Source organism: Paraliobacillus sp. JSM ZJ581, from assembly GCF_044383835.1.
Taxonomy (GTDB): domain Bacteria; phylum Bacillota; class Bacilli; order Bacillales; family Amphibacillaceae; genus Paraliobacillus.
Genome location: NZ_JBISEP010000002.1, coordinates 220,994 through 244,151 on the forward strand (window position 1 = coordinate 220,994; position 23,158 = coordinate 244,151).

The window sequence follows — 23,158 nt, forward strand, 5'->3', positions numbered from 1 at the left end:
AGATTATCACCTAATCCAAACCCGGTCAAGATAACGTTATAACGTTTATGCAGGTAAAATTATATAAAAACATTTTTATATGAAAAAGCTGAGCTAAATGATATCGTTTAGCTCAGCTTTTTCATAGGCTTTTTTTAAGGTAATAAATTAAATGCTTTGAGACACACAGGTGCGTTCATAGAATATTTAACACCAGTATATTTAGGGGTGCCATTAGCTTGAATTTCCATTGCTACAATAGAGTTCGTATGTTGATTAGCAATAAACATAACTGTTTCATCAGGAGTAATAATAAAATTTCTCGGCCATTTACCTTCTGTTGACACATTATCAGTATAGGTTAACAAGCCATTATGGTTTATTTGAAACACAGAAATACTGTCATGTCCTCGATTCGATGTATATAAAAACGATTTTTCATGAGCAATATGAATATCAGCACCAAAGTTCTTTTCTTCCATTCCTTCATTGAGTACATTTATCTCTTGGACCAGTTCAATATTAGAGCATGTCTTATCGTAGCTATAAACTGATATTTGCGAATTAAATTCATTAACAATATATATTTTTCTATGTTTTGCGTGCACAGCAGCATGTCTCGGGCCCGCTTTAGCAGTAGTAGTAATTTCATTAATTAGAATTAATTTTCCTTTAGTAAATGTATATAAATATATTTTATCTAATCCAAGGTCGGTAACAATATATCTATCAGTATTAGGAATTTGTAAAATAGTGTGTGGACGAGATCCCGATGAATATATATGTTGATCTGATAATTCTGCTATCGTATGATCGTCTGCTAATTGGTAAACTAATATAGAACCTCCTCCATAATTAACAACAAACAAATATCGTTCACTTTCATCAAGCGCAACATAACACGGGCCTACTATCTCATCATCTTGTCGATTATTTTTTTCTTCTAAATCGTACGTATTTTCATCGATATGATAACAGGATACTTTTCCTTGCTTAACTTCACTTATAGCATATAATGTATCTTGATTTTTATTAACAGTGAGATATGAGGGATTAGCAATACCTTTAACCGATGTCAATTGCTTGAAAGAAAATGTCTTAGTATTAAATGTTAACACTTGTATAGCATCTTCTTCTTCTGTTCCATACCTACCCGTATACACAATAAATCTATCATCTTTAGTAAATATTTTTAACACATCCTTTATTACACTTTCAAACATAATAATATATTTAAGAAACTAATCAGGCTTTACTATATTTCACCGTATACTTAAGCCTCTTGATACTCATATTTCGGAAAGCTTTTAGAAACTGCCCACATGATAAATAATGCAGAAACACTTCCTCCAAAGAAGAATAATAGTGCCGGAACAGAAATCCAAATAATGTAATGAGCGACCCATAATCCCCCAAGTACAAATAACGTCAATATAGGATGAGAAAAACTTATAATAAACGGCCATTTAAAATAATCGAACCATGTTAATTTAAAATGAACAAATATTGGAAAGAAATAAACACAGACAATAACAAATAAGATTAGGATTCCTAAGACAGTATAGCTTACAAATAAGTAGATAAAACTATCCTGCACTCGTAATATATTAAACTCTAATACAAGTAGATACCCTATAAAAAACAATAGCAAACCAGCAGTATTTGTTTTAAAAAATTCTGATTTATAAACCTTCCAATAGGATCGCAGGATTGGGGTTTCCTCCTCACCGTTAATCCATTTTCTCACAATAGAAAACATCGCAGTAGTTGCAGGCATAAATCCGAAAACAACTAATCCCATAGCACTAAACAAAATCCAGCAAATATTTAAATACGCTAACCGAAGTGTCCACACTGCAAATCGATAATATACATTAACAAAGGAATCCATTTCTCTGCCTCCTTGCTCTTATGCCGTCATATGCTGTCACGTAACATTACTCTTTAACTGAACCAATCAAAACACCTTTAACAAAGAAGCGTTGCAAGAAAGGATACACAATTAACAACGGTAAGGCTGAAACGATAATCACAGCATACTTTACTAAGGAAGCTGTTTTTACTTGGTCGGAAAATGACTGCGCAGCACCCGCTGCCGTCGCTGCACTATCTGCACTTACTTCATTTAAGATTAAGATTTGTCTTAAAATTAATTGTAATGGAAATAATTTTTCATCTGACAAATAGATCAATGCATTAAAGTACTGGTTCCATAAGGCTACAGCATGAAATAATGCCATTACTGCAATAATTGGTAGGGACAATGGAAGAACCACTTTAAGAAATAAATAAAAATCACTTGCCCCATCTATCTTGGAAGCTTCTACTAATTGATCTGGAATGGTTTGCTGAAAGAATGTTCGTGCAACAAGTACAGACCAAGCACCAATAACACCAGGAATTACTATCGCCCACATCGTATCAACCATCCCTAGATTTTTAACTACTAAGTATGTTGGGATTAGTCCACCATTAAATAGCATTGTGAACAAAATAAACCATAACAATATCTTTTTTCCCATTAATTCCTTCCTTGATAATGCATAAGCAGAAGGGAGCAAAATGAACAAATGTATTAATACACCAGTAACTGTATAAATAATTGTATTACGATATCCGATCCAAATGGCATCATTTTGAAATACACGTGTAAATCCATCTAATGTAATATCTACAGGCCATAACCACATCTCACCAGAATTCACGGCTTGCGGGTCACTAATGGATGCGCTAATAACAAAGATCAACGGATAAATAATGATTAACGTAATTAACAACACAAATAACAAATTCAACCTATCGAACGCTTTATCAGATAAAGTGAAACGAGACATGTTCTTACCTCCTACCATAAGCTGTTATTACTAATTTTTCTAGCAATCTGATTAACTGTAATTAATAGAACAATATTGATCATCGATTCAAATAAACCAATCGCTGCCGCAAAGCTGTATTGCCCTTCCAACAAACCTGTTTCATAGACAAATGTTTGGATGATGTCTGAGGTTTCAGAATTTAAGTTGTTTTGCATGAGCAAAACTTTCTCAAACCCTATTTGCATAAAGTTACCTATATTTAGGATGAACAATATAATAATGGTTGGTAATATTGTAGGTATATTGATATGTATAATGCGTTGAAATCTCGTCGCACCATCCACTTTTGCTGCTTCATGTAGCTCGGGATTCACGGCAGCAAGCGCTGCAAGGTATATAATCGTCCCCCATCCAAGTGACTGCCATTGCCCTGACCAAACAAATATATGTCTAAACCATTCTGGACTAGTAAGAAAATGAATTGGTTCCATTCCAAATAGTCGAATAACATGATTAACTAACCCAGTGTTCGGATCAAGAAATGCAACTAGCATGCCAACAACAACTACTACAGAAATAAAATGCGGTGCATACGTTAGTGTTTGTGACCATTTCTTAAACGCACCATTTCTTAATTCATTCAATGATAAAGCAAAAATAATCGGTAAAGGAAACAAGAGAAGATTGTAAGCATTCAAAATAATTGTGTTTTTTAACAGCCTCCAAAAATAATAGGATTCAAAAAATCTCTCAAAATGTTCGAATCCTACAAAAGGACTTCCAAACATACCAAGGTTTGCGAAATAATCCTTGAAGGCAATTTGAATACCATACATGGGAATGTAATGAAAAATAAAGAAGTAGCTGATAGCTGGTAACAGGAAGATATATAATTGCCAATTTCGTTTTAAATTCTTGACTATTTTAGAATTTCCTTTATTCTTTACTGATTTAACTAATGCCATACTATTAAACCCCCTTATTACAATATGAACGACTAATAAAATATCATTAACCTCAAACATTTAGCATCAAAAGTAAAAAGGGCATGATGTCCACAATATTCTTGTAAGCGTTTTCCGATTTGTTATTGTTTGTCATGCCCATGACTCATATTTTTCTACTCAAACAAATATCATAGCTGGCTTAACAAGTTGATTGTCTTATTTTTAGTCCGAAAAGATCTGGAACTTATTTTACTCACTTTTGTATCTATCGTAGGCTTGTTGGTATACTTCTACAAACTGATCGAAATTCATGCTATTAATTGTTTCAACGTATTGATCCCATTCAGATAAATCTGCTTTTCCTGTAATAAACTTATCGCGCATTTCTTCAGCATATTTGGAGATGTCTTGCCCTGTTGATTGAAGTACTTTATTTTCTTCTTCTGTAAAGGTGAATCTAGGCCAGACTTCTTCCGTTGCAAATGGTGCGATTTTCTCTGCTGCCGCCATAGATTGAGGTGCAGATTCGCCTCCTTGGAAATAATCTGATTTAATAATGCCATTAATTGAACCAAGCCAAGTTAACTGTTTCGCAAGAGACTGTTCAAACGTCATATCACCTTCAGGATTGAGAATGTGATCCATATATTTCTTCTCCCCATCGACAACTTCAAACGTTTCTCCTTCAACCCCCATGTAATAGAGCTCTGCACCTTCATCACTGTAGAAGTGATCCATCCATCTTACCGTAGCTTCAGGACTAGGATTTTCTTTTGTAATGACGAGATTAGACGTTGCCCATACAGGTGATGAAATTTTATTATATTGCTGATGACCATCTTCACCTTCCAAAGCTGCTAAACTATTATATTGCGAACCAATTTCCTCTCCAAATAATTCAGTTGGATCATAGAAAATCATGCTGCCATACAAATTATTTGATGCATTTGCAAGGAATTGACCCCATTCAATAGAAAAAATACTTTGATCAATCAATTTTTCTTCATATAATTTATTCAAGTATTCTAACATTTTTTTGTATTCTTCAGATGTTGCATAAAACCTTACTTTGCTTTCATCGTTTGGATCTACATCGATATTCGCACCATTTGATGGCCCGCGATTCATCACACCGAATGAACCTGACATCCATTGCACTAGTTCTTGAATATCAGTGCCTCCATACGGAATGGTTTTTCCATTACCAGCTGGATCCATTTCCTTAACTGCTTTTAAGTAATCATAGAATTCTCCCGTTGTTTCAGGAATACTCATATTTAATTCTTCTAACCATTTCTCATTCACCCAAGGTCTTGCACTAAGCCTTAGTGATAAGAAATCCTCTTCGATAAGAGATGGCATAGAATAAATATTCCCATCCGGGAAAGTAAGCGCTTTCTTTATGCTCGGATCTTCTTCCATTAATTTTGTCAAATTAGGTGCGTGTTCTTCTATTAAATCATTTAGCGGTATAAAAACCTCTTGTTGTCCATATCTTAATAAATCTGAGTTAGGAATTTGTGATAAGTAAAAAGCATCAGGTAATTGCCCGCCGCCAAGCGCAAGGTTCCTTTTTTCCTCAAGTGCATCAAGACTGATTAATTCCCAATTAACATTAATATTAGTCATATCTTTATAATGATTCCAGACAAGAATGTCATTCCAATCATTATCCTCATTTTGTGCTGGCTTATAAGCAAAGAAATTCAAATCTAGGGAATCTTCAACAATTGGCATACCTGTTTTATTAACATCAATAGTTTCTTTTTCACCTTCAGTTTCACTTGTGTCCGTTTTCTCATCGCTACACGCTGACAAGGCAAACACAGCTACAAATATAAGAGACAACACAGTTAAAAAACTTTTTAACTTCATTAAAAAACCCTCCTTTAGAACGATTCTCTTCACCCGCTAAAATCAAAGTGTCAATTTACATTAACTACATTACTAACCATTAATTCCTCCTTTTGCAAATCAGGTTAGCAAATGATAATTTCTTGCTACCATTCTAAATAATACCACCGTATATTATTCTAGTCAATATAACATTATGATGTTATATCTTTTATTTTTTAATGCATACTTTTTAACACACAATAGGTACTATTCACAGTTATCATGATTACCTTTAAAAATTAATATTCTGAAATTCATTTAGACATAACGATAAAATTTATTATGTTACAAACAAATAAAGGCAAAATTAAAAGGCATGCGTCAGACAATTATCGGACGCATGCCTAACAAGTTACCTAATAAAAATAACCTGTCAAACGTTAGAAAAAATTTGATTATTTATACTTTAGTGACACTAGTATCAAAGGATCTAGATTATACTAACTTCTAAATGGAGAGCTAATGTATTATCATTCATATGCATTTTTCAAAAAAATATGTATCTTTTGTGATTGCTATTAGAATATTTTCTACCTAATCGTTTTCTCGCCCTAATAGAAAAGCAAAGTTGATCTCTACAAATAATAAGTTGTGACAATCTCACCATTTGACGCAAACAAAACTATCCCTGAATATGTTAAAATTACTATCACTTCTTCTCTAATACCCTTTGACAAGTCTATTTTCACATAATCGATACTGCGTGCACTGAGTATCTACTAAGGAAATCGTTCTATGCATAAAGCTGCGCTGATGAAAAACGACTATACCTCAACTACAGTGATCTTCACTTTATTGACATGAAAAGATCGTTCATATTATACATAAGAGGAATTTCTTGTACTACCTGCCAACATTTATTCAATTTAATGGATACTAGCATTCCTTTATTTAGATAAACTTTCTAAAAATATTTTATAAAAGGGTTATAAAATCGGGAACCATCATAAAATGTAAAATATAATGCACCCATAAAAAAACAAAGCTAATCACAATGACACTATAATCTGTTTTGTTTAAAGGTTTTGCAGGATACCAGGTTCGTTTTTTATACTTTCCAAAACTTCTAAGCTCCATTGCATTACTTATCGTTTCAATTCGATCAAGGCTTGAAAAAATTAGAGGTATGACAATTGAAACAATGTGTTTCATTCGCTTTGTTAGTTTCGCGTTCTTTGATAAATCAACACCTCGTGCTTGCTGAACTTGACGAATCGTCTGAAAATCACGCTGAATATCTGGAATGTAACGCAGAGCTAATGACACGGCATACGCAATCTTGTAATTTACCCCAATCCGATTTAAAGAAGCGGCGAATTCACTTGGGTGAGTAGCTACAATAAAGATTAATGCGGTAGGTGTAACTACAATGTATTTTAGTGTAATATTTAATTGATAAAATAATTGCTCCCACGTAATTGTAAAGCGTCCAATCCCTTCGAATAACAGATGCCTTGTACCATAGATCGCAACACCTTCTTCAGGTGAAAAAATATAAATTGCTATATTATTCAATAGTAAAAAGACTAGAATTAATATTAATACAAATGAAATGTCTGAAATGTTTACTTTAGAAACTCTAAAAATAAAAATGCTAAATATAAAAAGTATGATAAGAATACGTGTATCATAGGTAACCATTGCAACAGTAGACCACAGTAAAAAGACGGTCAACTTAGTCAACCCTGAAAGACGATGGATAACAGAAGGACGTTTAATATAACCTAAAATATTTGCTGCCATGTTTTTCGCGCCTTTCTATCCTGTGAAATGAAGTGTTCAATAAATTTTTTATAGTCACCAATACCAGCTTTTAAAGCAAGGTCAAATAATGATGTACGCTTTAAATGAGCCTTTTCAATTAATGCACGGTCGGTTAATACATCTACAGGGGGTTGATCAGCAACCACTTGTCCATCAACCATTACGAGGGCTCGAGTCGTATACTCAAGCATTACATGCATATCGTGGGTAACCAACAAAATCGTCATTCCTTGTTTATTGAGCTGATTTAAGAAATCCATAATCTCGGTAAAATGACGAAGGTCTTGTCCCGCAGTCGGTTCATCAAGGATTAATATTTCTGGATTAAGTACTAGAATTGCTGCAATGGTAACGCGTTTCTTTTGCCCGAAACTTAGAGCATCTATTGGCCAATTGCGCAATGCATATAGACCGCATATTTTAAGCGTCTCTTCAACTCGATGTTTCACTTCATCTTCTGGAACATGACGTAAACGTAATCCAAGCGCTACTTCATCAAAAATTAAGTGCTTTGATATCATATGATTCGGATTTTGCATCACAAAGCCAATTCGATTCGCACGCTCAAAAATGGTTTGTTTGTGAATTGGTTCATTATTTAATAAAATTTCACCTTGGTCTTGTTTTTCAAAGCCAGAAATTACTTTTGCTAGGGTCGATTTTCCCGCACCATTCTTTCCAACTAAACTAATCATTTCTCCCTTTTTAATCGAAAAAGAAATTCGCTTTAATGTTGTGCTAGTTAAATACGCAAAAGATAATTGATTAACCTGTAATAAGGATGATTCAACCTGATTATGATTGTCCTTTTTATAGTTTTGAATCCAATGAATCAGTTGTTTTTTATTCTCTTCACTCAATTGAAGGTTATTGATCTGTTCAAGTCGTTGATCATTTTGTAAAACTGCACCACTATACTTTAATGCTTTTATATAAAGTGGCTCTCTAATATGTACCTGGTCCAATGTTTGTGATACCAAAAGTTGACTTGGAGTTGTATCACTAAAAATCCTACCCTGGTCCATTACAATGATTCGATCAAATGATAGTTGCAGCGCATCTTCCAAGCGATGTTCGATCATAATTACAGTTTTGTTCTGATCTTTTTGAATACGATCAATAAGATCCATAGTATATTGCCCAGTTGCAGGATCTAGGCTTGCAAGCGGTTCATCAAATAAAAGGATACCTACCTCTTCATCTACCATTACACCTCCTAGTGAAACACGTTGCTTTAATCCACCTGACAACGCATGAATAGAATAATCAATGTGTTCCTCCACTTCCACGATCTGTGCAGTTTGTTGAACAATCTTTTTCATAGCGGCTTGACTCACACATTCATTTTCTAGGGAAAAAGCAATATCTTCACCAACTGACAAGCCAACAAACTGTCCGTCCGTATCTTGTAAAACCGTTCCTACCATTTGTGACAAAGTGAAAATATCAAGTTCATTTACTGGCTTGTCATTTATTAATAATTGACCACTGCTATCTCCTTCATATGAAAAAGGGATAAGCCCATTAATGCAATGGGCTAATGTACTTTTCCCAGATCCTGAAGGGCCTAGAATTAAGACTTTTTCACCTTCATTAATAGTTAAGTTAATATCAATTAATGAAGGTTCAGCTTGACTATGGTATTTAAAAGAATACTGATGAAATAAAATTACAGGCTTGTTCATACGCCACCTCTGTTAACTTTTATTATACTTCCTTTGAAAGACTTCCTGCTTTACTTTGTGTTTTAGCGTAGGAAACCAATAAAATTGTTCCGAGTACACCAACAGATATGATATTACTAACTCCTGCAACAGCCCCTTGCGTAAACACTTTATTTGCCGGCTCAGCGTAGATAATAATATCCAATATTGGACCAAAGAAGCACCAACCAACGACCTGAACAATTATTTGGACAATGTTAAAGTGAATGATTTGTCTTCTACCGAATGCCCCTTCTTGAACTTTAATTCGGTAAGCGAATAAACCGATAAAGAAACCTACGAACAAACTAATAAATACCCAACTCCACCAAACTGAGCCCCACATTAAGACGTCCTTTAATGCATGACCAATGAAGCCGATTAGTCCACCAGCAACAGGACCAAAGAGAACAGACATAAATGCTAAGAATGCGATTGTTGTTTCAATTTGTGTATTAGGAATACCTGTGGGAATATTAATAAAACGCCCTAAGATAACATACACTGCTGCACCTATACCAATTGCAACAATGGTTTTAATAGATAATGAAAATTTCACTATAAACCACTCCTTTTTATTATGTGCGTTAACTATATACAATTTTAGCTGCTTTTCTAAGATGTATTTTCCAATTGGTACCTGTTTTGACATGGTACGCATCAGCAAATGAGCCTTGGTTAAGTGCAACACCAATTCGTTCAAGTGAGTTAATGTATAATAACGGCTCACCGACTTTCGTATCGGCAAATGAGCGTCCAAATGACATCACATTTTTGTATACTTGACGAGTATCATCTAATATCGTCACTTCTAGCGTATCGCCGTATTCAATACCGATATCAAAGAACACAGCCTTTGGAACACTGGTCCATAAATTACCGAATCGAACATCTAAAATATCAATTGTTCCAGCAATCACTCCTCCATCAACCGTTACTTCTGGAGTATTAAATGAAATGAGCTGGTCAACATCTAATGCAGGTCCTACTTCTTCAAAAGTAATTTTTCCAGACGCTAATCTAGCACCTGTATAAGCATATACATCTCGTCCATGAAATGTATACGATTCATAGGAACGTTCTAATCGGTTTATTTTTTCATCAATAATTCTTGCATCCTCTATGCCTACTGATTGAGCTAAATGGGTTAATGTCCCATTATCTGGTGTTACAATATAATGATTTTCCTTAGTTTTAACTACAACACTTAAGCGATCAGAACCAACGCCTGGATCAACGACTGAAACAAAGACCGTTCCTTCAGGCCAATAGGACGTTGTTTGATAAAGACGGTAGGAAGCTTCCCAAATATTGTATTGTGGAATGTCATGGGTTAAGTCAAATAATTGTAATGCAGAATCAACGTTTTTAGATACACCGTACATTGCACTAACTGCCCCATCACTTATGCCAAAGTCAGATTGAAATACTAGTAAATTACTCATTAAAATTTCCTCCTTTTGTTATAAAAAAACATTAAAAAACGCCCTTATTGTTCTTATTGAACAATAAGGGCGTTGAAGAGACGTCAACACGGTACCACCTTAATTTACTATATGTTCACACATATAGCCTTAGCAAGTACTCCACCCGAAGGCTTTTATACTGTGGTATGGATAACGAGTACCAAATCTCGCCGTCATCTACTAATACCAATTGGTATGTTCGAAACGAAGCTCCAAGGCCATTTTCAATCTTTGTCTTTTTGCTTCTTTCCAGCTACCGAAGCTCTCTGTTGAAAAAAACGCATGATTTACTTTTCCTCATCTTTGCTTTTTAAACTAATATGCTATTAAGTTATTAACCAGATTATATATAATACCCATTTAAATTGCAAGAAGATTTTAATATTTTTAAAATAATTAATTGATTATAACCAACTTTTTTCTTTTGATTCATATGAAATTGGTTCATCTGTACTTCCACTTACATTTTATCTATTTGGAAGTTTTTTGTTCAATTTTTTCAACTTTTCGTTATGAAGCTTTGTCTCCATCCCCTATACCAAGAATCATTGTTACGATCGCACCTACAACAAAACAGATTACTAAACCTATCAAATAATAAGCTAACGTTCCACCTACAAACGCAGGTATCGTTGTAAGTCCTCCAAATACGAAGGCAAATGCCTTTACACCCATACCACCCATGAATGCTCCACCAGCAGCTCCGCCTATGATTGCGCCAATCAAAGGTCTCTTGTATCTTACTGCTATTCCATAAATTGCAGGTTCTGTAATTCCCGCAAAGAAAATGGATAAAAGTGCAGAGACAGAAAAACTTTTCATTTTTTTATCTTTTGTCTTAAGTAATGTTCCGAATGCTGCACCTGCCATACCGAAGTTAGCTGCAGCACTTAATGGTACAATTTTATCAAATCCAAGTACACTAATATTATGAATCATAATAGGATTCACTGCCCATTGTAAACCGAATATTACCATCACATTCCACAATCCACCAATGAAAGCACCTGCTATCCATCCATTAAAACTCATGAGTGAATTTATGAAATTAGCTAAACCTTCTCCAACATAAACCCCAAAAGGTCCAAATACAATTGCTGTCAAAGGCACCATGATTAGTAGTGTAAGTAATGAAACAAATAATAGCTGAATATTAACCGCAATAATTTTCTTAAGGAATTTCTCTAATTTTGCCTGACACCAAACTGCTAAAATAGCAGGAATTACAGTAGAAGTATATCCCATTAAAACTACTGGTATACCGATAAAGCTCGTAACTGTTCCATTTCCTGTCGAACCCATTAATGCAGTAAATTCGGGCATAATTAATGCACCCATAATAGCAACAGCAATGTACTGATTTGCTTTAAATTTCTTTGCTGCTGTAAATGCTAAAAGTATAGGTAAGAAATAGAAAACCGATGTAGAAGCAACTGTTAAAATGGTATACGTACTACTAGTATCAGATAACCACCCTATTTGCGTTAACAGTAAAACAATCCCTCTTAATACCCCTGCTCCAGCTAATAACGGCAATAAAGGAGTAAAAATTCCAGCTACAGTATCTAGAAAAATAGTTACTAAATTTTCCTTCTCTTCGCTACTACTATCTTCCGTTGAACTATCTCCTTCAAATCTAGTACCTTGGATAGCTTCTGCATAGACAGAGTCTACAGATGTACCGATAATAACTTGAAATTGTCCTCCTTTTTCCATAATATCTAGCACACCATCCAAATGCTTAATCTCATTTTTTTTCACTTTACTACTATCTTTAAATGACATTCTTAGTCTAGTGGCACAATGTATAATTGCTTGTATATTATCTTCACCACCAACTAAAGTAATTATTTTTTTACCAAGTCCTCTTTCCATTGAATAAAACCCCTTTCTTTTCGTTATAAGACAATTATTTGATAACGTTTACATTTATTCCAGACTAATTAATTATTCTTTACTACTTTAGAAAAAAATGACGTTCTAGAGTGAATATTCATCTAGCATATGATTTCTTCAATCATTTGTACACGTTTTTCATGTCTCCCTCCTTCAAATTCAGTATCTAACCATGATTTAACAATCATTTTTGCTAACTCACTTCCTACAACTCGTGAGCCAAAAGCTAAAACATTAGTATTATTATGCTCTTTTGATAACTTTGCTGAATATGGCTCACTACATACGACAGCACGTATTCCTTCTACTTTGTTTGCAGCAATTGAAATGCCAACGCCTGTACCACAAATCAATATACCTCGATCAAAATTTCCAGAAGCTACTTCTTCCGCAACTTTTTTAGAAAATTTTGGGTAATCCGTTCTTTCGTTTGAGTATGTTCCTAAATCTTCAATATCATGCCCTAATCCCTTTATATATTCGATAATAATAGGCTTTAATTCAAACCCAACATGATCACTTCCTATTGCTATTTTCATCAAGCTGTCCCCCTTAATTATTTTTTAACTGCTTTACAATTTCTTTATATGTTTGTTTCTTACCAAATAAAGCAGATGTTCCTAATACAAAACCTTCTACCCCAAAAGCACTTAGCTCAGAAACCTTTTCAGGTGAAATCGCTCCATCAACCATAACTTTGTAATCATATACCTTACTAAGCTCAACAATTTTAATGATTTTTTCATTAACATATTCTAAATACTTTTGACCCGCAAAACCTGGATTCACTGTCATTACCATAAAGTAATCAACCAAAGTTAATAGTTCTGTTACCATTTCTAAAGAAGTTCCTGGATTAATTGCTATACCCGTTTTTTTTCCTTTTTGACGGATAATATCTAACGTTCTTGCTGGTTGTATATCAGCTTCTGGATGAATATAAATAATATCAGCACCTAAATCTATAAATTTCTCAACATATTTATCAGGGTTTTGAATCATAAGATGGACATCCACTTGTTTTTCAGTCGTTTTTCTCACAAGCTCAAAATCTTGCAAACCCATTCCAAAATTAGGAACGAAATTACCATCCATAATATCCATATGGAAAACATCAACTCCTGCTGAGTCAAGTAACTCAACTTCTTTTTTAAGATTTGAAAAATCTGCACACATCATCGAAGGACAAATTAACTTTTCCATTATTCACTCTCCTACTTTTGGGTAATCGTTTACTCAAATATTAAAAAAATATTAATAAATATTATTCAACTAAATTTTATTCTTTGAGTAATCGTTTACCCTTTATAATCACAACTTATCATGGTATGATTAATTTGTCAAATTCAAATTTTTTCTTTATTATACTCAAAATGAAATAACAATTAAGGAGCGTTCAATATGAAAGATAATAAACCTTCAATAAAGAAGATTGCAGAATTAAGTGGTTATTCTGTTGCAACCGTATCAAGAGTAATAAATAACAATGGACGCTTTTCTGAAGATACCAGGAAAAAAATTTTAGCTATCATTGAAAAAACTGGTTACCAAACAAATTCTGTAGCAAAAAGCCTACGAATGCAAAAATCGAATACAATTGGTATTCTAGTACCTGATATTAGTAATTACTTTTTTGCGAAAATCGTCCAACAAATTGAGGAGCGATTATTTGAAGATGACTATTCAACAATTATTTGTAACACAGCGCGAAGTCTTGAGAAAGAAAAAGTCTATCTTTCTATGTTAGAAAGCAAAATGATTGATGGATTAGTTGTGATTTCCGGCTTGGAGAAATTCAATTTACACGCATTAACTAATAGCAATATCCCAGTCATTTGCATTGACAGAAAACCTACTGACAGAAATAAATCTATTTTTATTTCTTCCAATCACTATCAAGGGGCATTTGATGCTACCAATTTACTTATTAAAAAGGGCATTAAACATCCCGTTATTATGGTTCAAGACCGTAATTCCTCTTCTTTACAAGAGCGATTAAGAGGCTTTAAAGATGCTCTAAAAGAAAATAACATAACATACTCTAAAGAAGACAACTTACTAATGATTGACTCTAAAAGTAACGTATTATCTCAAAAAACAAATGGTATTGAACTATTTACGAGCGCTTTCACAAAGTTACGCACATGTGATGGCATTTTTGCTATTAATGATGATTTAGCAACACTCGCAATAGATGGATTGGAAAAACTTGACATAGATATACCTGATCAGGTAAAAATCATCGGCTTTGACAACAGCCCAATTGGGCAACATACATCCCCCAAACTTACCTCAGTCTCACATAATATTGACGAAATAGTTTCTATTACTTGTGATAACTTGCGCTCTCTAATTCAAGAACCTAACAAGGTTCTAGATAAAGAATATATCGTTGAGGTGAATCTAGCTCTTCGAGAAACAACATAGTATTAAACCTTTGTTCTATAATAAAGAGCACTAATTATTATTAGATTTTCCTTTTCACAAAAAAATGAAAAGTAACAACTTAAGTTTAGATACGGAAATAGAAAGTGTTATCAAATATAATAACACCTCACTTAACCAAAAGTGAGGTGTTATACATTTTAATTATTTGTTATTAACTCTAATTCAACTGGAATTGTTTCCTCTACTTCTTCATCGTTAATTATTTTTTGAGCTGCTTTGACCGCTTCTGCTCCGATTAATTCTGGTTGTTGTGCAATCGTTGCGCCAAGCTCTCCATTTTCTACTGCTTTTACAGCATCATCTATTGCATCAAACCCAACCACGGTAATTTCCTCACTTAACCCTGCTGATTCTATAGCTTCCAAAGCACCTAATGCCATTTCATCATTGTGTGCAAAAACAGCATTAATATTTGCTTTACCTTGCAATATGTTTTCCATTACTGTTAGGCCTTCTGTACGATCAAAATTCGCTGTTTGATTCGCCACAACTTCTAAATCATCCAGTTCATCAACTACATTATGAAATCCTGCTCCACGTTCACGTGTTGCTGAAGCTCCGGGAACTCCTTCAATTTCTACCAACTTCCCTTGTTCTTCGAGCTGAGATGCAATGTATTCTCCAGCCATTTCACCACCTGCAACGTTGTCAGAAGCTACGTGTGCAACTACTTCTCCCGCATCCGCACTTCGGTCTACCGTTATGACAGGAACGCCCGCCTCGTTGGCAAGCTCTACTGCTGAAACAACCGCTTCGGAATCAACTGGATTGATTAAAAGCACATCAATATCTTGTTGCAGCATGTCTTCGATATCACTTAGCTGCGTTGTAGGATCATCCTGCGCATCAGAGGTAATGACTTTAAATCCTGCCTCTTTCGCTGCGGCTTCTGTACCGTCACGTAACGAAACAAAAAACGGATTATTTAAAGTTGAAACAGAAAAACCGACTGTCACATCCTCACTCTCATCACCAGTACCTTCTGCATCCTCTTCAGAACCCGGAGCATCTGTCGAACAAGCAACCAAGAATATTATTGCAACAAATAATACCGCTATTGCTTTTAACCATTTAAACATAACACATTCCTCCTTGAACATATTTTATAGAAAAGATGCTAGTACATCTTTTACTAACTATTTATTTGAACTCCGATCCAGTAGTACGGCAAGTAATATAATACCGCCTTTTACAATTTGCTGATAAAATGAAGAAACGTTCATTAAGTTTAGTCCATTATCAATGACACCGATAATTAGCGCACCAATTAACGTACCAATGATACGGCCCCGTCCACCTGTTAAACTAGTGCCACCAATTACTACAGCAGCAATAGCATCAAGCTCATACGATGCACCAGCTGTTGGTTGTGCAGAATTCAATCGACTAGTAATAATGATTCCTGCAAGAACTGACAACATCCCTGTTAAAGAATAAACCCATATTTTCACACGATCTGCCTTAATTCCTGATAGAATAGAAGCTTCTTCATTTCCTCCAATGGCATAAACTTTCCTTCCGAATACAGTTTTTTTTAAAACAAAATATAAAATCAGGAACATAATAATCATTACAATCGCTGGGAATGGAATACCAAAAACATAACCTTTTCCTATCATTTCAAATGTGAAGCTGTCAGAAAGACCTGTAATCGGCCGACCATCCGTGTATACAAGTGTTGCTCCACGATAGATTGTCATGGTTGCCAATGTCGCAATAAATGGCGCAACCTTTCCTTTAGTAATAATGATTCCATTTATTGCACCGAGTACAAGTCCAATCAACAATCCGAGAAATATCGCTAGCAATGGATCCATTGCACTGGATAACAACCCTGCTGTTAAAGCACTTCCTAATGCTAATATCGAGCCGACAGATAAATCAATTCCTGCTGTTAAAATAACAAATGTCATTCCAAACGCAATTAGTGCATTAACAGAAATCTGACGAAGTAAATTTAAAATATTGTTTAAAGTTAAAAAGCTCTCATTCACAATTCCAAGAAAAATTGAAAATACAATTAAACCAATTAATGGACCGAGAATTGAAATGTTTTTTTTAATGTAGGACATATGCTTATTCCCCTCCCGTAGCTGCTAACATAATTTTTTCCTGTGTTGCTTCATCACGATCAAAGAATCCTTTTACCTTCCCTTCATGCATAACCATTACACGATCGCTGACACCAAGCACTTCCTGTAACTCAGAGGACACCATAATAATCGCAACACCATTTTCTGCAAGTTCATTGATAATCGTATAGATTTCTTTCTTAGCCCCGATATCCACACCACGTGTTGGCTCATCTAAAATTAAAACCCTTGGGTCGATGCCAAGCCACTTAGCAACAACCACTTTTTGTTGATTCCCACCGCTTAACGATTTAACTTGCTGTTCACTATTTGTTGCCTTCACATTTAGTCGCTTTATTAATTGATTAACAAGCTTACGTTCTTTTTTCGTTTGAATAACTTGATTCTTTGATACTTTTTTGAAGTTAGCTAAAGCAATATTTTCACGAATTGATGCTTCCAGTAAAAGTCCCTTTACTTTACGATCTTCGGTAATAAAGCCAATTCCTTGTTCAATCAAATCCTTTGGATGCTTCGTTTTCAATGGTTTTCCATCTAATCTTATCTGACCATTACTACGTTTACGGTAACCGAACAATGCCTCCATCACTTCCGATCGTCCCGCACCCATTAATCCAGAAACACCTAGTATTTCACCTTGCCGCACATCAAAGGATACATCATCAAACCAACCAGGCGAGGAAAAGTTATCCACCGCAAGAATCACATTGCCTATATCGTTGTTTTTCTCAGGAAAGCGTTGGCCAAGCTCACGCCCAACCATCATTTTCACAACAGCTTCGAGATTTGTTTCTTTTACCATCTCCGTTCCAACATAGGAACCATCACGTAATACAGTTATTCGATCACATATTTCAAAGATTTCTTCCATACGATGGGAAATATATATAAAGCTTACATTTTGTTTTTTTAAATCTTGAACTACTTTAAACAAGCTACGAATTTCGCGTTCTGTTAAAGCCGCCGTTGGCTCGTCCATAATAATAACCTTTGCTTCAGTTGCAAGCGCCCTCGCAATTTCAACCATTTGCTGTTTTCCAACAGATAAACTGCCTGCCACTTCAGTTGGTTCAATATTTGACACACCTAATTTACCCAATATACCCTTTGTTTGCGCTTCCATTTTTTTAGAGTTTATAATACCCGATTTACCATAGGTGAGCTCCTTGCCTAAAAACATATTTTCAGCAACTGTTAAATATGGAATGATATTTAGCTCCTGGTGAATAACAATAATTCCTTCCTTTTCTGCTTCTTTTGGATTTGAAAAGTTAATTTCTTTTCCTCTCCATTGAATCGTCCCGCTATCTCTTGGGTGGATACCTGTTAGTACCTTTACAAGCGTAGATTTCCCTGCACCGTTCTCACCCATTAAGGCATGAATTTCTCCCTCTTGGATATCAAAATGCACGTCGGATAGTACTTGGTTACCTGCAAATGATTTATCAATATGCTTCATTTCAATGATTGGTGTGTCAGACATCTTCCTCACTCTCTTTCATTAAAATATTACACCAGACTGCAAAATCACATTTGCATATGGCGTCGCTTCTCCTGTACGAATAACTACTTTTGCTTTAGATATGGACTCTTTTAATTCTTGATGTGACAGATAGGCGACTTCTGCTTTGCCAGCTTCACCTTCGATATATTTTTCTAACTGAGGGTTGTTGTCCTTGATTTCATTGGCAAGCGTTACTTTTTCAAATGTCACATCTTCCTTTACTGAATCAAAAATAGATTTGAAATCAGGCGCCCCAATTTTATAAGACAGATCGACACATTTCACTGTAGCTGGTATTGGTAATCCGCAGTCTGCAATGATCACAGTATCGCCATGACCGAGTGTTGCAAACACTGCAGACAATTCTCTATTTAAAATCCCTTGCTTTTTCACGTTTACTTCACTTCCTTTTCGATAAAATCTATCACCGCCTGCTTGGTTGGCATTCCTCCTTGTGCACCTCGCTCTGTAACTGATAATGCAGCAGCTGCGTTTGCAAAATAAACAGCTTCTTCGAGTGACTTATCATCCGCCAACTGCATCGATAATGCACCATTAAACGTGTCACCAGCTCCGGTCGTATCTTTCACATCTACAGATAAACCTTTTACTTTCTTCGTTTCTCTATCTGACGAAAAAGTAATCCCTTCGCTTCCTTTTGTAATTATTAATTTGCTCATTAAATCGCCTATGCCTATTTCAGTTTGCATTTCAGCAGCTTCTAATTCATTTGGTGTAAGATACGTTATTTTTTCTATCATACTTTTCGATAACTTCTGATATGGGGCTGGATTCAAGATAACTGGAACTTGATGCTTCCATGCAATATCTACTGCTCGTTCCACTGATTTCATTGGAATCTCAAGCTGTAGTAATACAATATCTGCGTTCTTGATAATCTCTTCAAATTGTTCCACAACAGTAGGTGTTACAGCATTGTTCGCTCCTGGTGCTACAATAATCCGATTATCTTGCTGAGACAGAATAATATTAGCAACACCAGTTTCTATCGTGTCGGTTTCAATGATGCCATTCGTCTGAACACCTTCTGATTGGAGGTGCTTTTTTAATTTTTTTCCAAACAAATCTTTTCCAACCGCACCGATAAAATCAACTTCTGCACCAAGTCTAGAAGCCGCAACCGCTTGATTGGCACCTTTACCACCGGGATACTCGTTAAACCGGTTTCCTAAAACCGTTTCACCCTTTGCAGGTATTCTGTCAGTTTCTATCGTTAAATCCATATTAATACTTCCAATCACACATACCTTGCCCATTCTCTATCCCTTCTTTCGTGTAGATTGACGTTCCATAAAGGTTACTTCCAATTTTTCCACCCGTTTTGGCAAGCTTGGGTCGTTTATTTCATCCATAATCATACTAGCTGCTTTTCTTCCCATTTCATAAATGGGTTGAGCCATTGTCGTTAAAGACGGCGAGGTTATTTCTCCGAGAGATATGCCGTCAAACCCTATAATGGATAAGTCATCAGGTATTTTGATTTGCATTTCTTCTGCTGCTTTCATTGTCCTAATCGCAATCGTGTCATTTGCTGTAAATATCCCATCAATGTCTGGGTGTTTTTGTAGCAATGTTTTAATATCCTCTGTTGATGCTTGGGGTTTCATGTCATAATCAGATGTAATAATTAAATCATTGGAAAACCAAGATTCATGGGCAACTGCATCAAGGTAACCTTGCCTTCTATTTTTTGCGTTCAACACAGATGAAGGACCGGCAATATGCGCAATTTTTTTACAACCAATTTGTTTTAAATAATTTGTTGCTTCATGCGCTCCTTCACGATTATTCACTTTTACATAAGAATAATCTTCTTTATCAAAGACACGGTCTAAAAGGACAATTGGCACCTTTAGTTTCGCTAGATAATCGGGAGAAATTGTGTCAGAAACAATAATCATGCCATCAATTGATTTTTGTTGTAGTGAATTTAAGTATGTTATTTCTTTTCCATAAGAATTATCCGTATTACAAAGAATAAAAGTATAACTATTTTGATTGCATAGATCTTCTACCGCTCTTGCAAGCTCTGGAAAGAAAGGGTTAGTAATGTCCGGTACAAGGAGCGCAATCATTTTAGATTTTCCTTTAAAAAGTGATCGAGCAACATCATTTGGCTTATAATCAAGCGCTTCAATTGCTTTTTCAACCTTTACTTTTGTAGCGGGCTGAACAGAGCCTTTTTTATTTAGTACTCTGGAAACAGTCGCAACTGAAACCTGTGCATATTTTGCCACATCTCTAATCGTCGTCATTCACTCACATCCCTTTAATGTAACGGGTTACATTTTTGTTAAAAAAAATTTTATGTAACCCGTTACACACATCCTAAAATGAAAGCTAACTAATGTCAAGGAAAAATATTTACTTTAAAGCCAAATAATATATCACTCGTATTGTTCAAGCCAAAACACCTTCTCCATAGACAATACACGAAGCAATCATATACAATTTTGAATAAGAGAAAAATGGGACAAAGGGGACTGACCCCAATGACCCAATTGGAGGATGGATATGGGTACAATTTTAATTGTGGATGATGATGTTCATATTTTAGATCTTGTTACCATTCATTTAACTCAGGCTGGCTACAATGTAGTGCAAGCAAAGGACGGTATTGAGGCGCTTGCCAAACTAAAACAACAAAAATGTGACCTTGCTGTAGTTGATATTATGATGCCTTTTATGGATGGATATAATTTAACAAAAGAAATGCGAAAAAAATATAATATACCTATTATCCTATTAACAGCGAAAAATCAAATCGAGGATAAAGAACAAGGATTCAAAGCCGGTACAGATGATTACTTAGTCAAACCATTTGAGCCAAAGGAATTGATATTTAGAATACAAGCTTTGTTAAGAAGATACGATAAACAAGACGATGAAACAGTTATTCAATTAGGTAATACAACAATTAATCAGCAAAGTTATGAAGTGCAAATTGAACAGCAGACTACCCTTTTACCTTTAAAGGAGTTTGAGCTGTTACATTATTTAGCTTCTCATCCAATGCAAGTTTTTAGCCGCGAACAACTAATCGAACAAATTTGGGGAGTAGATTATGAAGGAGATGAACGTACAGTGGATGTTCACATTAAACGTTTGCGAGAACGTTTTTCAAAACTAACCGATGATTTTCAAATTAAAACTGTACGAGGTGTTGGTTATTCATTAGAGGAAAAACGATGATGAAGTCACTTTATTTAAAATTTGTTGTAATCACGATCGGTATTATGATCGCAAGTGGCGTGATTTCTTTTCTATTATCTAATGCTTATTACCAAGTAAAATTAAAACCCTATAATGATGAAAAAAACACACAGATCGCATTAGACATTGCCGCATTTGTAAATGAACACCCCTCAATTGATTTAGAAGCATATCTAGAGAATATCGGGCATATTGGTTATCATCTTTACTTAGTAAATCCAAATGGTGAGAACCAATTTTTTGGCTCACCTTTTAGAGATAACACATTGAGTAAATCTACCATAGAAAACGTATTAAATGGCGAAGTCTTTCATGGCATGCTTCAATTTTCAGACGGTACGTTCGTAACTGGATTTTTTGCTAATGAATTAGCTAATACGATCGGAGTTCCCTTAACATACAACGACCAAGATCATGCACTTTTCCTTCGACCAAATATTAAACTTTTATTTAATGAAATGCGTACATTATTTGCATGGATGCTTCTATTTGCAATTATATTAAGCATTATCATGGTCGTTTTAAGTACAAAATATTTAATCAAGCCGATAACAAAATTAACAAAGGCGACAAAAACATTATCTCAAGGTGATTTTAATGTAGCGTTAGATATTAAGCGTCATGACGAATTAGGTGAGTTATCGCAAAGCTTTTTAGGTATGGCTAACAAATTAGAACAAACGGAAGACATACGGAAGGAATTTATCTCTAATGTTTCCCATGACATACAATCTCCTTTATCTAATATTAAAGGGTACACGAATCTGTTGCATGATGAAACTTTAAGTCCAGTAGAGAAGGAAAAGTATATTTCAATTATAAACGGTGAAATAAAAAGGCTTTCGACATTAACACGACAACTATTATTACTTGCTTCATTAGATCGAAATGAAGATGTTGTCAAAAAAGAAGTATTTCGTTTGGACACCCAACTCAAAGAACTTATTAAAAATTATCAATGGCTAATTGGGGAGAAAGGGTTCATGCTTGGCTATTCCCTACCAGAAACAGAAATCACCGGTGATACGTCGTTACTATATGCTGTATGGGATAACTTACTCACGAACGCAATAAAATATAATAGCGAAAACGGCAGCATAAATATAGCAATTGAACAAACCGAGAAAACCGTCTGTATTCGATTTGAAGATACTGGCATTGGCTTAAGTGAAGCGAATAGAAAAAGAATATTTGACCGTTTTTACCGAGTGGACACCTCCCGTTCGCGAACGATTGAAGGAACAGGACTTGGTCTATCGATTGCTGCTAGTATTGTAAAACTACATAATGGCAACATTCAAGTGGAAAGCCAAGAAAATCAAGGGGCAACATTCATAGTTGAATTACCGATTCAATAATTTTCCGCTTGTTCATATTCCGTTCATATTACTGTTTTAAACTAATATTGTAAA

The 23,158-nt window shown here is 35.0% G+C and carries 20 protein-coding genes, 1 pseudogene and 1 other annotated feature; of the genes and pseudogenes, 3 read left to right on the forward strand and 18 right to left on the reverse strand.

Going from position 1 to position 23,158, the window contains the following annotated elements:
* Nucleotides 1-134: 134 nt before the first annotated feature.
* From ACH6CY_RS02770 to rpe, 12 genes and pseudogenes are all read right to left on the reverse strand, one after another.
* Entirely contained in the window at nucleotides 135-1,202 is a 1,068-nt protein-coding gene (locus tag ACH6CY_RS02770; protein ID WP_374065708.1) for a lactonase family protein, read from the reverse strand.
* A 50-nt stretch (nucleotides 1,203-1,252) separates the two neighbouring features.
* On the reverse strand, nucleotides 1,253-1,870 hold the full coding sequence (locus ACH6CY_RS02775) for a YesL family protein (protein ID WP_374065709.1): 618 nt from the start codon (nucleotides 1,868-1,870) through the stop codon (nucleotides 1,253-1,255).
* Between the two features lie 46 nt (nucleotides 1,871-1,916).
* Nucleotides 1,917-2,813 carry a carbohydrate ABC transporter permease gene (locus ACH6CY_RS02780; protein WP_374065710.1) on the reverse strand — a complete coding sequence of 299 codons (897 nt, stop codon included), beginning with the start codon at nucleotides 2,811-2,813 and terminating at the stop codon, nucleotides 1,917-1,919.
* Between the two features lie 11 nt (nucleotides 2,814-2,824).
* A complete protein-coding gene (locus ACH6CY_RS02785; RefSeq protein WP_374065711.1) occupies nucleotides 2,825-3,760 on the reverse strand; it encodes an ABC transporter permease in 936 nt (311 codons plus the stop codon).
* Between the two features lie 231 nt (nucleotides 3,761-3,991).
* Complete coding sequence (locus ACH6CY_RS02790) at nucleotides 3,992-5,617, reverse strand: type 2 periplasmic-binding domain-containing protein (RefSeq protein WP_374065712.1); 1,626 nt, start codon at nucleotides 5,615-5,617, stop codon at nucleotides 3,992-3,994.
* A gap of 925 nt (nucleotides 5,618-6,542) precedes the next feature.
* A pseudogene (locus ACH6CY_RS02795) lies at nucleotides 6,543-7,381 on the reverse strand (energy-coupling factor transporter transmembrane component T family protein).
* A complete protein-coding gene (locus tag ACH6CY_RS02800; protein ID WP_374065713.1) occupies nucleotides 7,363-9,087 on the reverse strand; it encodes an ABC transporter ATP-binding protein in 1,725 nt (574 codons plus the stop codon). Before ACH6CY_RS02800 ends, ACH6CY_RS02795 begins: the two are co-directional and overlap by 19 nt.
* A 22-nt stretch (nucleotides 9,088-9,109) precedes the next feature.
* A complete protein-coding gene (locus ACH6CY_RS02805) occupies nucleotides 9,110-9,667 on the reverse strand; it encodes an ECF-type riboflavin transporter substrate-binding protein (protein ID WP_374065744.1) in 558 nt (185 codons plus the stop codon).
* A 25-nt stretch (nucleotides 9,668-9,692) separates the two neighbouring features.
* Nucleotides 9,693-10,550 (reverse strand): SAM hydrolase/SAM-dependent halogenase family protein, encoded by an 858-nt coding sequence (locus tag ACH6CY_RS02810; protein WP_374065714.1) that lies wholly within the window; start codon nucleotides 10,548-10,550, stop codon nucleotides 9,693-9,695.
* A 62-nt stretch (nucleotides 10,551-10,612) separates the two neighbouring features.
* Nucleotides 10,613-10,884 (reverse strand) — a binding site (T-box leader).
* A 197-nt stretch (nucleotides 10,885-11,081) separates the two neighbouring features.
* Entirely contained in the window at nucleotides 11,082-12,446 is a 1,365-nt protein-coding gene (locus ACH6CY_RS02815) for a PTS transporter subunit EIIC (protein WP_374065715.1), read from the reverse strand.
* Nucleotides 12,447-12,568: 122 nt separating this feature from the next.
* On the reverse strand, nucleotides 12,569-13,006 hold the full coding sequence (rpiB, locus tag ACH6CY_RS02820; RefSeq protein WP_374065717.1) for a ribose 5-phosphate isomerase B: 438 nt from the start codon (nucleotides 13,004-13,006) through the stop codon (nucleotides 12,569-12,571).
* Nucleotides 13,007-13,019: 13 nt separating this feature from the next.
* Entirely contained in the window at nucleotides 13,020-13,673 is a 654-nt protein-coding gene (gene rpe, locus ACH6CY_RS02825) for a ribulose-phosphate 3-epimerase (RefSeq protein WP_374065745.1), read from the reverse strand.
* A gap of 195 nt (nucleotides 13,674-13,868) precedes the next feature.
* Here rpe and ACH6CY_RS02830 point away from each other — a divergent pair, with 195 nt between their 5' ends.
* On the forward strand, nucleotides 13,869-14,894 hold the full coding sequence (locus ACH6CY_RS02830) for a LacI family DNA-binding transcriptional regulator (RefSeq protein WP_374065718.1): 1,026 nt from the start codon (nucleotides 13,869-13,871) through the stop codon (nucleotides 14,892-14,894).
* 158 nt (nucleotides 14,895-15,052) lie between these two features.
* Here the strand turns inward: ACH6CY_RS02830 and rbsB are convergent, their stop codons facing one another.
* Genes rbsB through ACH6CY_RS02860 form a run of 6 tightly spaced genes read right to left on the reverse strand, consistent with a single transcriptional unit; the run spans nucleotide 15,053 to nucleotide 20,788 of the window.
* Nucleotides 15,053-15,994, reverse strand: a complete 942-nt coding sequence (gene rbsB / locus ACH6CY_RS02835) for a ribose ABC transporter substrate-binding protein RbsB (RefSeq protein WP_374065719.1) — start codon at nucleotides 15,992-15,994, stop codon at nucleotides 15,053-15,055.
* 57 nt (nucleotides 15,995-16,051) lie between these two features.
* A complete protein-coding gene (locus tag ACH6CY_RS02840) occupies nucleotides 16,052-16,987 on the reverse strand; it encodes an ABC transporter permease subunit (RefSeq protein WP_374065720.1) in 936 nt (311 codons plus the stop codon).
* A 4-nt stretch (nucleotides 16,988-16,991) separates the two neighbouring features.
* Complete coding sequence (locus ACH6CY_RS02845; RefSeq protein ID WP_374065721.1) at nucleotides 16,992-18,491, reverse strand: sugar ABC transporter ATP-binding protein; 1,500 nt, start codon at nucleotides 18,489-18,491, stop codon at nucleotides 16,992-16,994.
* Nucleotides 18,492-18,509: 18 nt separating this feature from the next.
* Nucleotides 18,510-18,905 (reverse strand): D-ribose pyranase, encoded by a 396-nt coding sequence (rbsD, locus tag ACH6CY_RS02850; protein ID WP_374065722.1) that lies wholly within the window; start codon nucleotides 18,903-18,905, stop codon nucleotides 18,510-18,512.
* Nucleotides 18,906-18,907: 2 nt separating this feature from the next.
* Entirely contained in the window at nucleotides 18,908-19,789 is an 882-nt protein-coding gene (rbsK, locus tag ACH6CY_RS02855) for a ribokinase (RefSeq protein WP_374065723.1), read from the reverse strand.
* 3 nt (nucleotides 19,790-19,792) lie between these two features.
* Entirely contained in the window at nucleotides 19,793-20,788 is a 996-nt protein-coding gene (locus tag ACH6CY_RS02860) for a LacI family DNA-binding transcriptional regulator (RefSeq protein WP_374065724.1), read from the reverse strand.
* Nucleotides 20,789-21,047: 259 nt separating this feature from the next.
* Between ACH6CY_RS02860 and ACH6CY_RS02865 the strand changes: the two genes are divergently transcribed.
* Nucleotides 21,048-21,725 carry a response regulator transcription factor gene (locus ACH6CY_RS02865; protein ID WP_374065725.1) on the forward strand — a complete coding sequence of 226 codons (678 nt, stop codon included), beginning with the start codon at nucleotides 21,048-21,050 and terminating at the stop codon, nucleotides 21,723-21,725.
* A complete protein-coding gene (locus tag ACH6CY_RS02870) occupies nucleotides 21,725-23,104 on the forward strand; it encodes a sensor histidine kinase (protein ID WP_374065746.1) in 1,380 nt (459 codons plus the stop codon). The genes ACH6CY_RS02865 and ACH6CY_RS02870 overlap by 1 nt, the downstream gene beginning before the upstream one ends.
* The last annotated feature ends 54 nt before the right edge of the window (nucleotides 23,105-23,158 follow it).

Coding starts and splice junctions, on each gene's coding strand:
- ACH6CY_RS02770 (WP_374065708.1), bottom strand. CDS start 1,202: ATGTTTGAAAGTGTAATAAAGGATGTGTTAAAAATATTTACTAAAGAT.
- ACH6CY_RS02775 (WP_374065709.1), bottom strand. CDS start 1,870: ATGGATTCCTTTGTTAATGTATATTATCGATTTGCAGTGTGGACACTT.
- ACH6CY_RS02780 (WP_374065710.1), bottom strand. CDS start 2,813: ATGTCTCGTTTCACTTTATCTGATAAAGCGTTCGATAGGTTGAATTTG.
- ACH6CY_RS02785 (WP_374065711.1), bottom strand. CDS start 3,760: ATGGCATTAGTTAAATCAGTAAAGAATAAAGGAAATTCTAAAATAGTC.
- ACH6CY_RS02790 (WP_374065712.1), bottom strand. CDS start 5,617: ATGAAGTTAAAAAGTTTTTTAACTGTGTTGTCTCTTATATTTGTAGCT.
- ACH6CY_RS02800 (WP_374065713.1), bottom strand. CDS start 9,087: ATGAACAAGCCTGTAATTTTATTTCATCAGTATTCTTTTAAATACCAT.
- ACH6CY_RS02810 (WP_374065714.1), bottom strand. CDS start 10,550: ATGAGTAATTTACTAGTATTTCAATCTGACTTTGGCATAAGTGATGGG.
- ACH6CY_RS02815 (WP_374065715.1), bottom strand. CDS start 12,446: ATGGAAAGAGGACTTGGTAAAAAAATAATTACTTTAGTTGGTGGTGAA.
- rpiB (WP_374065717.1), bottom strand. CDS start 13,006: ATGAAAATAGCAATAGGAAGTGATCATGTTGGGTTTGAATTAAAGCCT.
- ACH6CY_RS02830 (WP_374065718.1), top strand. CDS start 13,869: ATGAAAGATAATAAACCTTCAATAAAGAAGATTGCAGAATTAAGTGGT.
- rbsB (WP_374065719.1), bottom strand. CDS start 15,994: ATGTTTAAATGGTTAAAAGCAATAGCGGTATTATTTGTTGCAATAATA.
- ACH6CY_RS02840 (WP_374065720.1), bottom strand. CDS start 16,987: ATGTCCTACATTAAAAAAAACATTTCAATTCTCGGTCCATTAATTGGT.
- ACH6CY_RS02845 (WP_374065721.1), bottom strand. CDS start 18,491: ATGTCTGACACACCAATCATTGAAATGAAGCATATTGATAAATCATTT.
- rbsK (WP_374065723.1), bottom strand. CDS start 19,789: ATGGGCAAGGTATGTGTGATTGGAAGTATTAATATGGATTTAACGATA.
- ACH6CY_RS02860 (WP_374065724.1), bottom strand. CDS start 20,788: ATGACGACGATTAGAGATGTGGCAAAATATGCACAGGTTTCAGTTGCG.
- ACH6CY_RS02865 (WP_374065725.1), top strand. CDS start 21,048: ATGGGTACAATTTTAATTGTGGATGATGATGTTCATATTTTAGATCTT.
- ACH6CY_RS02870 (WP_374065746.1), top strand. CDS start 21,725: ATGAAGTCACTTTATTTAAAATTTGTTGTAATCACGATCGGTATTATG.